The following is a 13511-nucleotide window of genomic DNA, read 5'->3' on the forward strand; positions in this document are numbered from 1 at the left end:
CTTACAGGTAGTTCCCGACGGGCATCTGCGGCCGGAACCGGCCGGAAGTCACGGTGTTGACCAAGTCCGCAGTGCAGACGCGCCCGGATCCGGACAGCACGGTGCGGCGCACGATCTCGCGGATGTCGGCGCCGCTGGTGTCCGGGCTGAGGTGTGCGGCCACGGCGGCCAGATCGACGTCGTCGGCCCCTGGCACATCGCAGAGATAGGTCGCCAGGATGCGCGCCGCGGCTTCCCTTGTGGGATAACCGATTTCGATGATCGAGTCGAAGCGCGCCGACCGAACCGCCGCCGCGTCAAGGGTTTTGACGTCATTGGTGGACGCCACGGTGAGTAGCGGCGTCATCGGGTCGGCATCCATGACAGCCAGGAACTCGGACAGCACGGTGTCGGCGCCGTTGCCACTGCGATGGCCGACGATCAGGTCGATGTCTTCGATGATGACAAGGGTCGGCCCGAAACTGCGGGCTTCCCGGTAGACCGCGGACAACGCGTGTCGACCCGCCCGGGCGTCGACCATCACCACGGTGAACTGGCCGAGGAGTTCGTGGGCAAGTACCCGGGACACCACGGACTTGCCGACGCCGGGTGGCCCGGCGAGCAGGATGCCGCGACGGAGGCCGAGCCCCAACCGCTCCATTAGGTCCCGGTGGACGGTAACGGCGGCGACGTTCAGATCGATCTCGCTCCAGACTTCGTCGGGCACAATAACCTTGGCGCGGGTGATCTCCGGAAGTTCCACAGGTTCGAGGACCAGGCCCTGCTCCATGGATGCGGTCAAGGCGCGACCGCGAAAGAGGCTCATCGCGCCACGGGCGTCTTCCATGATGGCGTCCAGCACGCGCGCGGCGTGCGCACGGTCGGCGGGCACGGTGTAGACCTGAATGAGGCAGAACTCGCCGTAAGCGTTCGATTCGATCTGAACGACGATCGGTACCGGCGCGAGTTGACCCGCATCGAAGAAGGCGGCCAGCGTCGCAGGAGGCGCGAACCGTTCGTCGCCGATCTCGACGGCACCCCACGTCGGGGGTTCATCGTTGTTGCCGGGCCCGATGGGCGGGTCGAACTTGTCGATCAGCGCCGCGAGCGCCAAACCGGCTGTGACATGGCCAATCGAGGACAGCGATCGCGACTCACACACCACGTCGGAGTCGAACCCGCCAAGGGAGGAGTGCAGAAACCCGTCGAACGTCGTTCGGACACATACGTTGTCGGTGAGAATCCGGCCGAGCAGCTCGAGGGCTCGTTGGACATGCTCGGACTCGCCGGCAAGCGCGGACGACAGCGACGAAGAACACTCCTCCTTTCTGGACACGGTGAACCAGTATGAACCCGCCGACCGGCAAAGGCCAGCTAATTTTTCAGGCGGGCTCAGAAGCCGGAGCCGTGCACCTCGTGGCCGGGCGTCTCGGCCACCAGTCCGCGGTAGGCCTGCTCGACGGTGGAGCCGTGGTTGATGACGCCGTCGACCTCGCGGGCGATGGGCATGTTGATGCCGTACTTGTCGGCGAATTCCATGATCACGCTTGAGGCTTTGACACCCTCGGCGACCTGATTCATCGACGCGATGATCTCGTCGATCGGCTTGCCAGCGCCCAGTTGTTCGCCGACGTGGCGGTTGCGGCTGCGTTGACTGGTGCACGTGACGATCAGGTCGCCGGTGCCCGCCAGGCCGGCGAACGTGTCGCGGTGCCCGCCGACCGCCTCGCCCAGCTTGGACATCTCCCGCACCGCGCGGGTGATCACCATGGCGCGGGTGTTCTCCCCGATGCCCAGCGAGTAGCCCATGCCGACCGCGATCGCGTAGACGTTCTTCAGCGCTCCCGCCATCTCGACGCCGGTGACGTCGTCGGTGGTGTACGTCCGGAAACGCTTGGTGCGGAACAACTCCGCCAGCCGCGCGGCGAGATGCTGGTCGGGCATCGCGAGCACCGCGGCGGCCGCGTAGCCGTCGGCCACCTCACGGGCGATGTTCGGCCCGGCGAGGATGCCTGCCGGATGGCCGGGCAGCACCTCGTCGACGATCTGGCTCATCCGGTAGTTGGTGCCCTGCTCGAGTCCCTTCACCAGCGACACCACCGGCACCCACGGCCGCAGTTCCTTGGCCAGCTCAGTCAGCACTGCGCGGAAGCCGTGCGACGGCACGCCCATGACGATGACGTCGGCGCACTGTGCGGCCTCGGCGAAGTCGGTGGTGGCCCTGAGACTCTCAGGCAGTTGCGTCTCGTCGCCGAGGTACTTCGAGTTGCGGTGGTTGTCGTTGATGTCGTCGGCGGTCTCCTGCGAGCGCACCCACTGCAGCGTCGGGCCGCGCCTGGCGCAGATGGACGCCACAGTGGTGCCCCAGGATCCTCCGCCGAGGACGACGACTTTCGGTTCGCGTTGCGCAGCCATGCCGCTCAGCGTATTGCCGAGAGCTGCCGTTTCACCGGTAGTTGACGAACTGCAGTGCGACGTCGAGGTCGGCACCCTTGAGCATCGAGATGACGGCCTGAAGGTCGTCGCGCTTCTTCGAGCTGACGCGGATCTCGTCGCCCTGGATCTGCGCCTTGACGCCCTTGGGGCCCTCGTCGCGGATCAGCTTGGTGATCTTCTTCGCGTTCTCGCTACTGATGCCCTGCTTGATGGTGCCGCTGACCTTGTAGGTCTTGCCGGAGGCCTGCGGCTCGCCCGCGTCGAACGCCTTCATCGAGATGTCGCGGCGGATGAGCTTCTCCTTGAAGACGTCGACGGCCGCCTTGACGCGTTCCTCGGTCGAGCTGACGATCTCGATGACCTCCTCGCCCTTCCAGGCGATGGTGGTGTCGGTGCCGCGGAAGTCGAAGCGGGTGGCCAGCTCCTTGGCGGCCTGGTTCAGCGCATTGTCGACCTCCTGGCGGTCGACCTTGCTGACGACGTCGAACGATGAATCCGCCATGGATCCGTCCTTCCTGGACTCTATGGTGCGTTTTCGTCTTAGGCCCATCCTCGTTGTACCCTGCTAGTCGCACCAAACCGGGGCACACCCCCGGTGCAGCACCCAGGCAGGTTGCCCGAGCGGCCAATGGGAGCGGACTGTAAATCCGTCGGCTAACGCCTACGCAGGTTCGAATCCTGCACCTGCCACTCTGGTCAGACACTGTTTTGCGGGGGTCTGACTTGTTCGAAGGCTCCGAAATTATCGCAAGGTGCGGGTGGGCCGCGCCGATTTGAGGGTCGGTATCCCCGATTAGCGGAAGTACGCCTCGGTCGTGCGAGTACTCGGCGTCGACGCGTGATAAAACCGCTGCGTCGGCAGGGACCCGCGTGAAGTGCGAGCTGGATGGCAAACGGTCGAGTCGCTGCCCGACTCACCGCAGGTCGTTCGTCGCGGCCAGCCTCGTGCGATCTGGTACGAGGGCGCTAGTGCGAATACTGTCCGGCTCGCAGTTCGGCAAAGGCGGTGATCGCGGTTCTCCGCGACTCTTTCGGATCCGTCAGTCGACCGGACGTCAATGGGGTGTGAATCGCGGCTGACCACTTTCCGAACCGGGAGCCGCTGTAATGACCGCTTCGGGTTGCGAGTCGTCACGGTGAGCGCCTTCAACTCGTGCCCCGGCCATGCCGAGATCGAGGCGATTGGCACCTCCTGCAAATGCACGAGCGTGCGGTGAGTGCGGCAGGCTCAACGCCTCACCCGGGCTCGTTGACCACGACGGAGCGTTCCAACCTAAACCGACCACCTCGGCGCGGCGCATGCTCCACAGAGACAGCTGCCAACTGATCGCAATCTATACGCCCATCTTGAGACCGGCGCCCCCGTCTATGAACAGTTGCTGTCCGGTGACGTAGCGGGATTCGTCGGAGGCGAGATAGACGACGGCGTGGGAGACGTCGTCGGTTTCGATGTACGGGATCGGCATCGCTTGCAGAATCGGGAAAACGAGTTCCGCGTCCTCACGCGTTGGATCGGTCAGATCAGGGCGGAAGGTGCGGTACATCGGCTGGTTGTGCAACATGGCGGTGTTGACGCTCGTGGGATGCACGGTGTTGATCCGTATGTTGTGCGGCGCCATCGTCAGCGCCAGCGCTTTGGTGTAGTCGCGGACCATCTTCTTGGCCATCCCGTAACCGGCTCCGCCAGGACCGGAAGGCCCGCCGCCGTTCGCAAGGTCCTTTTGCTCGACCAATCCAGCGATGGATCCCGTCACGATCACCGAGCCCCCTGCGGTCAGGTGTTCCAGCCCGAGATGGACCGTATTGACCACTCCGACGAAGTCGACGTCGAACGCATCGATGAATCCGCGATACGGAATGTGGTTGCCTTGCGGGCAGATTCCCGCATTCGCGACTACCACGTGTAAGCCGCCGAGTTCTGCGACCGCATCGTCGAGCACCTTCTTCAAGGCGCCGCGGTCGCGGACGTCCACTACGCCGGTCACGACGCGCCGTCCGGACTTTTCGATTAGTTTGGCAGTTTCGTCCAGGTCGGCGGGCGTGGCCAGCGGGTACTCGTTGGACTCAATGTTCGCGCATATGTCGAGGGCGATGATGTCCGCTCCTTCGTCGGCCAGGTGCACAGCATGGCTGCGTCCCTGTCCGCGCGCTGCACCGGTGATGACGGCAACCTTGCCCGTGAGACGGCTCATCCAACCCTCCGTATGCGATGAATTGAGTACCCACCGTCGTTGGATAATAGAACACTGAGTGTTAATCTGTCACATGCCCTGGTGTGCCCGCTGTGACGCTTGGAGGGTCTGCATTCGGTGACTGTGAATCAAGACAGCGCCAGCGTGGAGTTCTTCGCCGACGCCACGATTCAGGATCCCTACCCGGTCTACGAAAGAATGCGAGCAGAAGGGCCCGTGCACCGGATCGGGGACTCGGGTTTCTATGCGGTATGTGGCTGGGACGCCGTCCATGACGTGATCAACCGGCCCGAGACGTTCTCCTCGAACCTAACTGCCACGATGACCTATAGCCCCGACTACGGTGTCGCGGCGTTTGAACTTGATGCACTTGGCGGTCCGACCCATGTTCTGGCGACGGCCGATGACCCGCTTCACGCGGTGCACCGCAAGCTCTTGATACCTCAACTGGCGGCTAAACGAATTCGCGCTGCTGAGCAGTTCGTATCTACGGTAGCCGACCGCCTGTGGAACGAGAATCTGCGCGATGGGCGAATCGAATGGATGAGCGCAATCGCGAACAAGCTCCCGATGATGGTGGTGGCCAGGATGATTGGCGTACCAGACGACGACGTCGACATGCTCATCGCAACGGGCTACGCGATGACGCAACTTCTCGACGGCTTGATCGATGACGATGGGCTTGCGGCGGCGGGCGCGGCGGCGATGGAGGTGAGTAACTACATCAGTGAGCATTTCGCTCGCGCGACCGCCAACCCGGGCGACGACCTCCTCGGCGCACTTGCGGCAGCGTGTGCTGCTGGAGAACTGGACGACACCACGGCGCGGATCATGATGCTGACTCTCTTCAGTGCCGGCGGAGAGTCCACGGCATCGCTTCTCGGCAGCGCCGTCTGGATCCTCACACGCTATCCCGACGTCCAGCGCCGACTGCGCAGCGAGCGGAACCTGATAGGCGCCTTCCTCGAAGAGGCTTTGCGGTACGAGCCCCCATTCCGGGGTCATTACAGGCACGTCGTTGCTGACACGGCCCTCGCCGGCGTCGCGTTGCCCGCGGGGTCACGCCTGCTTCTGCTCTGGGGTGCCGCCAATCGAGATCCTTCTCAATTCGTGTGTCCCAACGAATTTCGACTGGACCGACCGCATGGAAAAGGTCATCTCACCTTTGGCAAAGGTGCGCATTTCTGCGTCGGTGCAGCACTGGCCAGACTGGAAGGCCAGATCGTGCTGGAAATGCTGCTCGACCGTACCCGATGGATTGATACGGCTGACACCGGACGATGGCTGCCCAGCATCCTCGTGCGGCGTCTCGAGCGACTGGAGCTGGCTGTCACGTGAGTGTTCCGACGAGCAACGATCTCGCTGCGCATTACGAACTGGCCCAGGCGAAGGCGCGCTACTGCCGGCTCCTCGACACCAAAGACTGGGCGTCGCTGGCTGACTTGCTGACAGCTGACATGGAATTCGACCTGAGCGACGGCAGTTCCGACGTAGCGCCGATCGTCGGCCGGGAGAATGTGCTGGCGGCTGTTCAGTCGTCGGTCGCTGGAGCCAAGACTGTCCATCAGATCCACGCACCTGAAATCGATCTGAATGGTGATGAAGCGCATGCCATCTGGGCCGTGCAAGAACGGGTCGTTTGGGACAACGGCACGTCGCTGACAGCGTTCGGTCACTATCACGATCGTTGGGTGCGAATCGATGGCAAGTGGAAGATCGCAGCGCTGCGGCTCACTCATCTGGTGATGGACTTCGGATAGCGACCATCACCCGCCGGCTTCGACCGCGTGGCGCTACATCGCTGTGCGGCTGTCATGCCCCATCGATGCGGGATCTCGGTCGAATTCGCGGACCATCGCCTGAACGACATACGACGCGGCCAGTCGGCCACCGCGCGTGAATACCAGGCCGTCACCCTGTACCAACCCGCGACCCGACCAGAACGCCCGGTTTGCGTACAGTAGCCAGTCGGTGACATCGACCTCTTCATGAAATGCTATGGTGGCCTTCATGATTCCCGTCGACAAGCTGCGGTGAGCGCGCGCTTCACCGAAGCCCCGATGCGGGAGCATCCCGGCGGCAATTGTCCAATGCGTTGTGGACTGAGCCAGCAACCCCGCATGGAGATAGGGCTCGTCGGGTGCGTCCCGGAACCGAACCCACGCGTTGATCTCCGGCGGCCCGACCCGATCTGGATTTGGATCGTAGGCGCCATCGACCACTCGGATTTCGCGGCCAGTCATCCCGAAGCCCGCGAAGGGCTCGGCGTCTTCAGGCGGGGGAGTGTCGGGCATTGCTACGGCGTGACCTATGACGTCAGAGGCCCCGGCATCACAGAGCAGGATGCCTGCGCTACGCAACGCTCCACCCTGAGTCGCCCGCACTTCGGCGGTCGAGAAGGTCCGTCCACTGCGCAACATCTCGACCGAAACATCCACTGGGGCGTCGAACGAGGCGGCCTTCATGAACACCATCGAGGCCGAGGTGACACGTTGCTGTGGAACGGTCTTCGACACCGCGACGATGGCCTCAGCCAGCAGCTGACCTCCTTCGACGACATTGCGCCGGGTGGGCCCGTGTGCGGGCCCCGTGTAGCGCCCTTCGCTTGCAGGTTCCACGTCGATCAAACGCAGCAGCTCACTGGCGTCACCCCAGAGCGGAAAGGTCGCAGGCACTGCCGTTCCGTCCGGCCAGCGCTCGACGACGACCACGCGCAAGTCGCGGTCGTAGAAGGACACGTAGCCCGCCAGTCCGGCCACCTCGGGCAGTGGTGTCGGGTACGCCCAGACGACGTTGGCGATCTCATGCCCGTGCCCAGCCAGGTTCCAATATGACGCACGGCCCTTGAAGGGGCACACGGTGGTGTGGTCGGTGGCGTTGAACACGCTCCAATCGACATCGCTTTCGGGGAAATACAGCCGGTCGACGTGGTCGGTCTCAGTGACGACCAGGCATCGATCGCTCTGGGCCAGCAGGTTGTCATCGAGCCAGACCTGGCCTGTGTAGGTGGCCGGCGTGAGCTCGATGCGGTAGTCAGGGTGGGTCGGCCATGCCGACTCGACTTGCGTCGTCATCAGTCGCTCGCGGGAAGAGGCTTGGCTTCCTTCAGTGACAATGGTATTTCTCCGACGGTCAGACTTCCCGCCCCCGCTTTGGTCACCAACACCTCGGCGCCCTGTTCGTCGACGTAACGCTTTCCCATCACGGTGCCGCCCGAAAACTTCGGATCGAGTTCGCCTGAGCGTGCCGCGTCGAGTGGCACCATGGGAGCTCCGCCGCAACGGAGGTCATCGAGGCTGTCCGTGCTGCGGACGACGATGACTTGGGTGTCGTCGACTTGACTCTGTAACCGGGTGCCGTTCTTGATCACCGTTGTACCTCTTCCACTTTCATGCGACGGACACGTCGGCAATGATCTCGCGCCGAAGGATTTTGCCGGTTGCGTTGGTGGGCAGTTCGTCGCGGAACACGACGCGGTCAGGCGTTCGTGACCCGCGAAGGCTCTTCCGTACATGCTCACGCAGCTCGTCGGGATCGGGCGAGGCGCCAGGGGACGCCACCACGACGGCGACGATCGCCTGTCCCCAGTGCGCGTCCTCGACGCCGACCACCGCCACCTCGTGAACATCCGGGTGCTCGGCAAGCACGTCTTCGAGTTCGGCGGGGGCGATGTTTTCACCGCCGCGGATGATCGTGTCATCGGTGCGACCCGCGATGAAGCAAGCGGATTCCGTCGGACACCACGGCGGGTCGGTCTGGATTGTTCGAGACGGCCATCTCGAGCAGCAGGGAGATGCTCATCAGCGCATCGGCGCCGAGGGTGACTTGACGACGATGTGGTCGAGACCCACCCCCGGGGTGTCGGCCGCAGCGGCGAATATTCCGGCTAGCACATCGGCCACACCTTCCGGCGTCATCTGAGTACCGGGAACGAGGCCACGCGAAATCCATTCGGCGGACGCTGAGCCGAGCAGTTCGGGATCGAATGCCGAAGTGAAGTCAGTCGGCACGGTCGCACCGACTTCCACGCAGCTGAAGCGATAACCGGGCTGTTCCAGCCGCCACGAGACCAGGCTGCGCTCCAGCGCCGCCTTACTCGACGAGTAGGCGCCGAGCGCGAGGTGCGGACAATGCACCGAGTCCGAAGACAACACGGCGACGATGGCCGACGGAGTGAGCACCGGAAGGCACGCCCGGATAGTCTGGTGAACACCGATCACGTTGATCTGCAACACATCCAGCAGATGTTGCTCGGTGGTGTCGGCCATCATCGCCAGAGGAGCGTAGCCCGCCGATATGAACAACATGTCTATCTGGGTCAGTGACTCCCTGGCGACATCGGCAATCCTGCCGCGATCGGCCGCGTCTCGGATGTCGCCCACGACTGCGGTTCCGCCGCCGGCTTCGGCGATGACGTCGGCGAGTCGATCTCCGCGGCGGGCAGCAAGCACTAGTCGCGCGCCTTCTTTGCCGGCGCGGACGGCGAAGGCGCGCCCGATGCCCGCAGAGGCGCCTACCACCACGATTCGCTTATCTGCGAGGGATCGATCACCCATGAGTGTGTCCCCATGCCTTCATGTGTCGCATCATGACTTCACGCCTTGGGCAATGGATTTGATTTCCAGGTACTCCTCGAAACCTGCGACGCCCATCTCGCGCCCGACCCCGCTGTGGCGGTAGCCGCCGAACGGCACATCGACGCCGTAGAAGACGCCGCCGTTGACGTTCACAGTGCCGGTGCGGATGCGGTTGGCGACCGCCAGAGCACGCTCGTCAGAAGAGCTGATCACTGCACCGGACAACCCGTACTTCGAGTTGTTGGCGATCGTGACGGCGTGGTCGTCGCCGTCGTGCGGGATGACGGCCAAGACCGGTCCGAAGATCTCTTCCTGGGCAACGGTCGCGTCGGGGTCAACGTCGATGAGCACTGTCGGTTCGACGAAGTATCCCCGCGTCAGGTGTTCGGGAATGCCGCCGCCGATCGCAACGGTGGCGCCTTCCGCTATGCCGGCGTTGATGTAATGCAGTACGCGTTGTCGCTGCTCTTCGCGGATGAGCGGTCCCATGAGCATCGCCGGGTCGGTCGGATCGCCGGACGGCCAATCTGTCAAAGTCTCGACGAGCGCCTCGATTCCCTCGCGGTACTTGTTGCGCGGCAACACCAAACGGGTTGTGTTGGCGCAGCCCTGCCCGGCGTGCGTGGTCGCCGCGAATGCGGCGGAGGCAGCCACTGAGGCGATATCGGCATCCTCGAGAGCGACGAGTGCCGACTTACCGCCGAGTTCGAGGAACACCCGCTTGATGGTGGTTGCAGCCGCGGTCATGACCCGCGTGCCCGTCGCGGTTGATCCGGTGAACGAAATCATGTCGACCCGGGGGTCTTCGCAGAGTTGCTGTCCGACGTCGTGGCCTGAGGAGGTCACCACGTTGAACACCCCCGGAGGGATGTCGGTTTCTTCTGCGACGAGCTTTCCCAATAACGTGGCTGCCCACGGAGTATCCGGAGCGGGCTTGAGCACCACGGTGTTGCCTGCCGCCATCGCGGGGACGGCCTTGGCGAGATTGATCTGTACCGGATAGTTCCACGGCGTGATCGCGCCCACCACGCCCACGGGCTCGCGTCGTGTGTAGCGCCGTGTCTTCATCCCGAAGGGTTCCGCAATGCCGAGATCGCTTTCCCACGCGTAGGAATCGACCAGATCGGCCAACCATGGCAGACCTGCGATGGGGGCGTCGACCTGTGGCCCATAGGTCAGTGAGATGGGGCAGCCCACTTCGGCAACCGTCGTGGCGCGCAGCTCGTCGGCGTGCTTGGTGAGGGCGTCGTGCAATTGCCTGATGCACTCGACACGTCTGCTGTGGTCGAGTGCCCAGTCCGTCTCGTCGAAGGCTCGGCGGGCCGCGGCGATGGCGTCATCCATGTCGTCGGCATTGCCGTCAGCCGCGACGCCGACAACCTCCTCGGTGGCCGGATTGACATTGCCATAGGTCGCCCGGGATGCGGCAGGCACCAGACGCCCGTCGATCAGCATCCGCTCTTCGTGCCAGATCTCTGCCATGAATCTCCTGAACCGACCGAGCGGGCGCGTCGACCAGCTCACTCCGATGTCGGAGAACAATAATACAAGAACTGTTCAATTGATCCAGTACGGATTGACTCAGCGCAGGCCGTTGATCGCAAACTTTTCTACATAGCGGCGGACGGTGTCGGGCTTGCTCATATCGAACGTCTGGCCCGTGTTGACCGTGGAGAACGAATAGATGATGCGCGCGAGCCACTCGCTTGCTGCCGTCACATCGACGCTGGCACCGACCTCGCCGCGCTCCTGCGCTTCCCGCACGTATGGGGCTAGGAACGCCGTCGAGCGACGAATCGCGGTGTCACCGTCGGAGATCATGTGCCGCATCAATTCGGCGTCGTCGGCCATCAGGCGGTTTCTGGTGCGGTGGTCGATCAGGATCTTGGCGTGCGTCTCGGCCATAGCGCCGATCTTCTCGGCGAGCGTCGACTTCTTCGCCATGGCCGCGGCGACCTGCTCGTAAAACTTCTGCGCGCCGAACTCAATGGCCGCCTCGATCAACACGTTGCGGTCCTCGAAGTAGCGGTAGACCGTGCCTCGCGACACGTTCGCCATTCGGGCGACATCCTGCACGCTGGTGCGATGAATGCCGAGCTGAGCGAAACACTCGTTCGCCGCTTCGAGTATCTGATCCCGGCGGTCGAATTCGTCTTGATCGTCGAGCGCGGCTGGGGCTCGCTCAGTCGACATGTCGCTCCTCGTCCCCGAAATCCGGACCGTCCAGGCTGTTAATGCTACGCGACACACGGTGTCCAGGTGTTCTGTCGCTCGGCGTGTGACCTCCAGGTAAACACAATGACACATTGCGTTCTCTTGTTCAGTATGCGAGCTTATCTCGAAAGGCGGCGGTCCGCAGCGCTACCGCTGGTCTGCGAGAAGGGGGCGGTCGGTGGATCTGGGTGTCAGAGGACGCAATTTCGTCGTGGTCGGCGGTACCTCCGGCATGGGCTTCGCCGCTGCACAGCAGCTTGCGGCGGACGGGGCCAACGTCGCTTTGTTGGCGCGCGACGGCGACCGCGCGGCCGACAAGGCGAAGCGACTCTCAGAGCAGCATCGCGTGCAAGCGGTCGGCATCAGTGTCGACGCCGCGGCATCCGGAGACGGCGTCGACCGCGCCGTCGACGAAGCGGCCGACGCCCTCGGACCGTTGCGTGGCCTTGCGATCACTGCGGGTCCGATGAAGCAGCAAGGGCCGTTTCTCGAGCATGCAGACGAGTCGTGGGACTGGTACTACCAGATGATCCTGATGGCCACCGTGCGCTCATGCCGAGCGATCATTCCCCACCTACAACGCAACGGCGGAGGGACCGTGGTCACTACGGCCGCCTACTCCGTGCGCGCGCCGAAGATCCTCATTCCGCCCTACAACGCGCTCAAGGCCGCGGTGCTGACGATGTCGAAGATCCTTGCCAAAACCCATGGGCCGGACGGGATCCGGGTGAACACGGTATGTCCCGGATTGTTTGATACCGAGGTCAACGACTTCATCCGGGCGCAGCGCGCGCAGCAGTACGACGTACCTCTCGAGGACGCGATCTATACACACTTGTCGAGCAACCCGGCGTGGAACATGCGCGTCGCGTTGGACCGGGGTGGCCGACCGCACGAGGCAGGTGAACTGATCGCGTTCCTGCTGGGCGATCGGGCCGCTTACATGACGGGTGCGGTGATCAACATCGACGGGGGCACCGACTTCTAGATACCGACGCGTTCGGCCAGTAGTCGGCGGTGATAGGAGGCATCGCCGAGCAGATCACCCGACGACTTCGCTCGCTTGAAGTACATATGAGCCGGGTGCTCCCAGGTGAATCCGATGCCACCGTGGATCTGGATGTTCGCCGCGGCGGCGTGCAAGTAGGCGTCTGAGCAGTACGCCTTGGCGAGAGACGCGGCGGCAGGCAGTTCCTCGGCCATGGTTGCTGCAGAGTGCGCCGCGTATTGTGCCGCACCACGGGCACATTCGATCTCCAGCATCAAGTCGGCGCACTTGTGCCGGATCGCTTGGAACGACCCGATTGGCTTGCCGAATTGCTTGCGTGCCTTCGCGTAATCGACCGCGAGGTCGAGACAGCGCTGCGCGCCGCCGACCTGTTCGGCGGCCAGGCCCGCCGCCGCGACATCCAACGCACGCGAAAGCCCGGCCCAGGCACTGCCATCAGCGCCGATCAGGGTGGCTCCAGTGTCGGCGAAGTCGATACGCGCTTGCCGTCTGGTCGGGTCGAGCGTGGACAGCGGCCGACGCGTCAATCGGTCGACGTCGTCTACGGCGAACAGTGAGATCCCGGCGTCGGTCCGGGCCGCGACCAGCACCACGTCGGCGATATGCCCGTCGAGGACGAAAGTCTTTGTGCCGTTGAGGAACCAGGAATCTCGCTTGCGCACGGCGCGGGTCTGGATTCCCTCGACGTCCCAGCGGCCGGATTGCTCCGCCAACCCCAGGGCCACAATGCTCTCGCCCGACGCGATTCCTGGCAGATAGCGCTTCTTGGCCGTGTCGTCCGCACACAGCGCCAAGAGGCCACCTGCCAGTACCACGGATCCGAAGAAGGGGCTTGGCAACAACGCCCGGCCCATCTCCTCGAGCACCACGGCGAGTTCGGCGAAGCCGAAGCCGGATCCGCCGTACTCCTCGCCGATGGCAAGGCCTTGCAGCCCGAGTTGGTCGGCCATCTGTTTCCACACTGCGGGGTCGTAACCGTCGGCCGTCTCCATCACATGACGTACAGCGGCCTCGTCCGATTTGAGCTCGAGGAAGGAACGGACGGAACTACGCAACTGTTGTTGGTCATCGGTGAGGGCGAAACCGTCTGCGGGATTGTTCATC

General features: G+C 63.7%; 13 protein-coding genes, 1 tRNA gene and 1 pseudogene. 4 read left to right on the forward strand and 11 right to left on the reverse strand.

Annotation, left to right across the window (positions count from 1 at the left end):
• Position 1: 1 nt before the first annotated feature.
• Genes C1A30_RS08260 through C1A30_RS08270 form a run of 3 tightly spaced genes read right to left on the reverse strand, consistent with a single transcriptional unit; the run spans position 2 to position 2917 of the window.
• The gene (locus C1A30_RS08260; protein WP_101947804.1) at positions 2 to 1315 is read right to left on the reverse strand and encodes an ATP-binding protein; all 1314 of its coding nucleotides are present in this window, start codon (positions 1313 to 1315) and stop codon (positions 2 to 4) included.
• A 56-nt stretch (positions 1316 to 1371) separates the two neighbouring features.
• Positions 1372 to 2394 carry an NAD(P)H-dependent glycerol-3-phosphate dehydrogenase gene (locus C1A30_RS08265; protein ID WP_101947805.1) on the reverse strand — a complete coding sequence of 341 codons (1023 nt, stop codon included), beginning with the start codon at positions 2392 to 2394 and terminating at the stop codon, positions 1372 to 1374.
• A 31-nt stretch (positions 2395 to 2425) separates the two neighbouring features.
• Positions 2426 to 2917, reverse strand: a complete 492-nt coding sequence (locus tag C1A30_RS08270; RefSeq protein WP_101947806.1) for a YajQ family cyclic di-GMP-binding protein — start codon at positions 2915 to 2917, stop codon at positions 2426 to 2428.
• Between the two features lie 105 nt (positions 2918 to 3022).
• Between C1A30_RS08270 and C1A30_RS08275 the strand changes: the two genes are divergently transcribed.
• Positions 3023 to 3105, forward strand: a tRNA-Tyr gene (locus C1A30_RS08275).
• Positions 3106 to 3749: 644 nt separating this feature from the next.
• Here C1A30_RS08275 and C1A30_RS08280 read toward each other — a convergent pair.
• Complete coding sequence (locus C1A30_RS08280) at positions 3750 to 4607, reverse strand: mycofactocin-coupled SDR family oxidoreductase (protein WP_101947807.1); 858 nt, start codon at positions 4605 to 4607, stop codon at positions 3750 to 3752.
• Between the two features lie 117 nt (positions 4608 to 4724).
• Between C1A30_RS08280 and C1A30_RS08285 the strand changes: the two genes are divergently transcribed.
• Positions 4725 to 5945, forward strand: a complete 1221-nt coding sequence (locus C1A30_RS08285; RefSeq protein WP_200828218.1) for a cytochrome P450 — start codon at positions 4725 to 4727, stop codon at positions 5943 to 5945.
• Positions 5942 to 6367 carry a nuclear transport factor 2 family protein gene (locus C1A30_RS08290; RefSeq protein ID WP_235009738.1) on the forward strand — a complete coding sequence of 142 codons (426 nt, stop codon included), beginning with the start codon at positions 5942 to 5944 and terminating at the stop codon, positions 6365 to 6367. The genes C1A30_RS08285 and C1A30_RS08290 overlap by 4 nt, the downstream gene beginning before the upstream one ends.
• A gap of 33 nt (positions 6368 to 6400) precedes the next feature.
• Here the strand turns inward: C1A30_RS08290 and C1A30_RS08295 are convergent, their stop codons facing one another.
• From C1A30_RS08295 to C1A30_RS08320, 6 genes and pseudogenes are all read right to left on the reverse strand, one after another.
• A complete protein-coding gene (locus C1A30_RS08295) occupies positions 6401 to 7681 on the reverse strand; it encodes a DUF427 domain-containing protein (protein WP_101947809.1) in 1281 nt (426 codons plus the stop codon).
• Positions 7681 to 7977: a hypothetical protein gene (locus C1A30_RS08300; protein ID WP_101947810.1), complete on the reverse strand. Its 297-nt coding sequence runs from the start codon at positions 7975 to 7977 to the stop codon at positions 7681 to 7683. Before C1A30_RS08300 ends, C1A30_RS08295 begins: the two co-directional genes overlap by 1 nt.
• Positions 7978 to 7996: 19 nt before the next feature.
• A pseudogene (locus tag C1A30_RS08305) lies at positions 7997 to 8332 on the reverse strand (long-chain fatty acid--CoA ligase); the annotation flags it as partial.
• A 75-nt stretch (positions 8333 to 8407) separates the two neighbouring features.
• Complete coding sequence (locus tag C1A30_RS08310) at positions 8408 to 9163, reverse strand: SDR family oxidoreductase (RefSeq protein WP_101947811.1); 756 nt, start codon at positions 9161 to 9163, stop codon at positions 8408 to 8410.
• 30 nt (positions 9164 to 9193) lie between these two features.
• A complete protein-coding gene (locus C1A30_RS08315; protein ID WP_101947812.1) occupies positions 9194 to 10666 on the reverse strand; it encodes an aldehyde dehydrogenase in 1473 nt (490 codons plus the stop codon).
• A 99-nt stretch (positions 10667 to 10765) separates the two neighbouring features.
• Positions 10766 to 11377, reverse strand: a complete 612-nt coding sequence (locus C1A30_RS08320) for a TetR/AcrR family transcriptional regulator (protein ID WP_101947813.1) — start codon at positions 11375 to 11377, stop codon at positions 10766 to 10768.
• 199 nt (positions 11378 to 11576) lie between these two features.
• Here C1A30_RS08320 and C1A30_RS08325 point away from each other — a divergent pair, with 199 nt between their 5' ends.
• Positions 11577 to 12386, forward strand: a complete 810-nt coding sequence (locus C1A30_RS08325; protein WP_101947814.1) for an SDR family NAD(P)-dependent oxidoreductase — start codon at positions 11577 to 11579, stop codon at positions 12384 to 12386.
• Here the strand turns inward: C1A30_RS08325 and C1A30_RS08330 are convergent.
• Positions 12383 to 13510: an acyl-CoA dehydrogenase family protein gene (locus C1A30_RS08330; RefSeq protein WP_101947815.1), complete on the reverse strand. Its 1128-nt coding sequence runs from the start codon at positions 13508 to 13510 to the stop codon at positions 12383 to 12385. The genes C1A30_RS08325 and C1A30_RS08330 overlap by 4 nt on opposite strands.
• Position 13511: the final 1 nt, after the last annotated feature.

Source organism: Mycobacterium sp. 3519A, assembly GCF_900240945.1.
Classification (GTDB): Bacteria; Actinomycetota; Actinomycetes; order Mycobacteriales; family Mycobacteriaceae; genus Mycobacterium.

Coding starts and splice junctions, on each gene's coding strand:
- C1A30_RS08265 (WP_101947805.1), bottom strand. CDS start 2,394: ATGGCTGCGCAACGCGAACCGAAAGTCGTCGTCCTCGGCGGAGGATCC.
- C1A30_RS08270 (WP_101947806.1), bottom strand. CDS start 2,917: ATGGCGGATTCATCGTTCGACGTCGTCAGCAAGGTCGACCGCCAGGAG.
- C1A30_RS08280 (WP_101947807.1), bottom strand. CDS start 4,607: ATGAGCCGTCTCACGGGCAAGGTTGCCGTCATCACCGGTGCAGCGCGC.
- C1A30_RS08295 (WP_101947809.1), bottom strand. CDS start 7,681: ATGACGACGCAAGTCGAGTCGGCATGGCCGACCCACCCTGACTACCGC.
- C1A30_RS08310 (WP_101947811.1), bottom strand. CDS start 9,163: ATGGGTGATCGATCCCTCGCAGATAAGCGAATCGTGGTGGTAGGCGCC.
- C1A30_RS08315 (WP_101947812.1), bottom strand. CDS start 10,666: ATGGCAGAGATCTGGCACGAAGAGCGGATGCTGATCGACGGGCGTCTG.
- C1A30_RS08320 (WP_101947813.1), bottom strand. CDS start 11,377: ATGTCGACTGAGCGAGCCCCAGCCGCGCTCGACGATCAAGACGAATTC.
- C1A30_RS08330 (WP_101947815.1), bottom strand. CDS start 13,510: ATGAACAATCCCGCAGACGGTTTCGCCCTCACCGATGACCAACAACAG.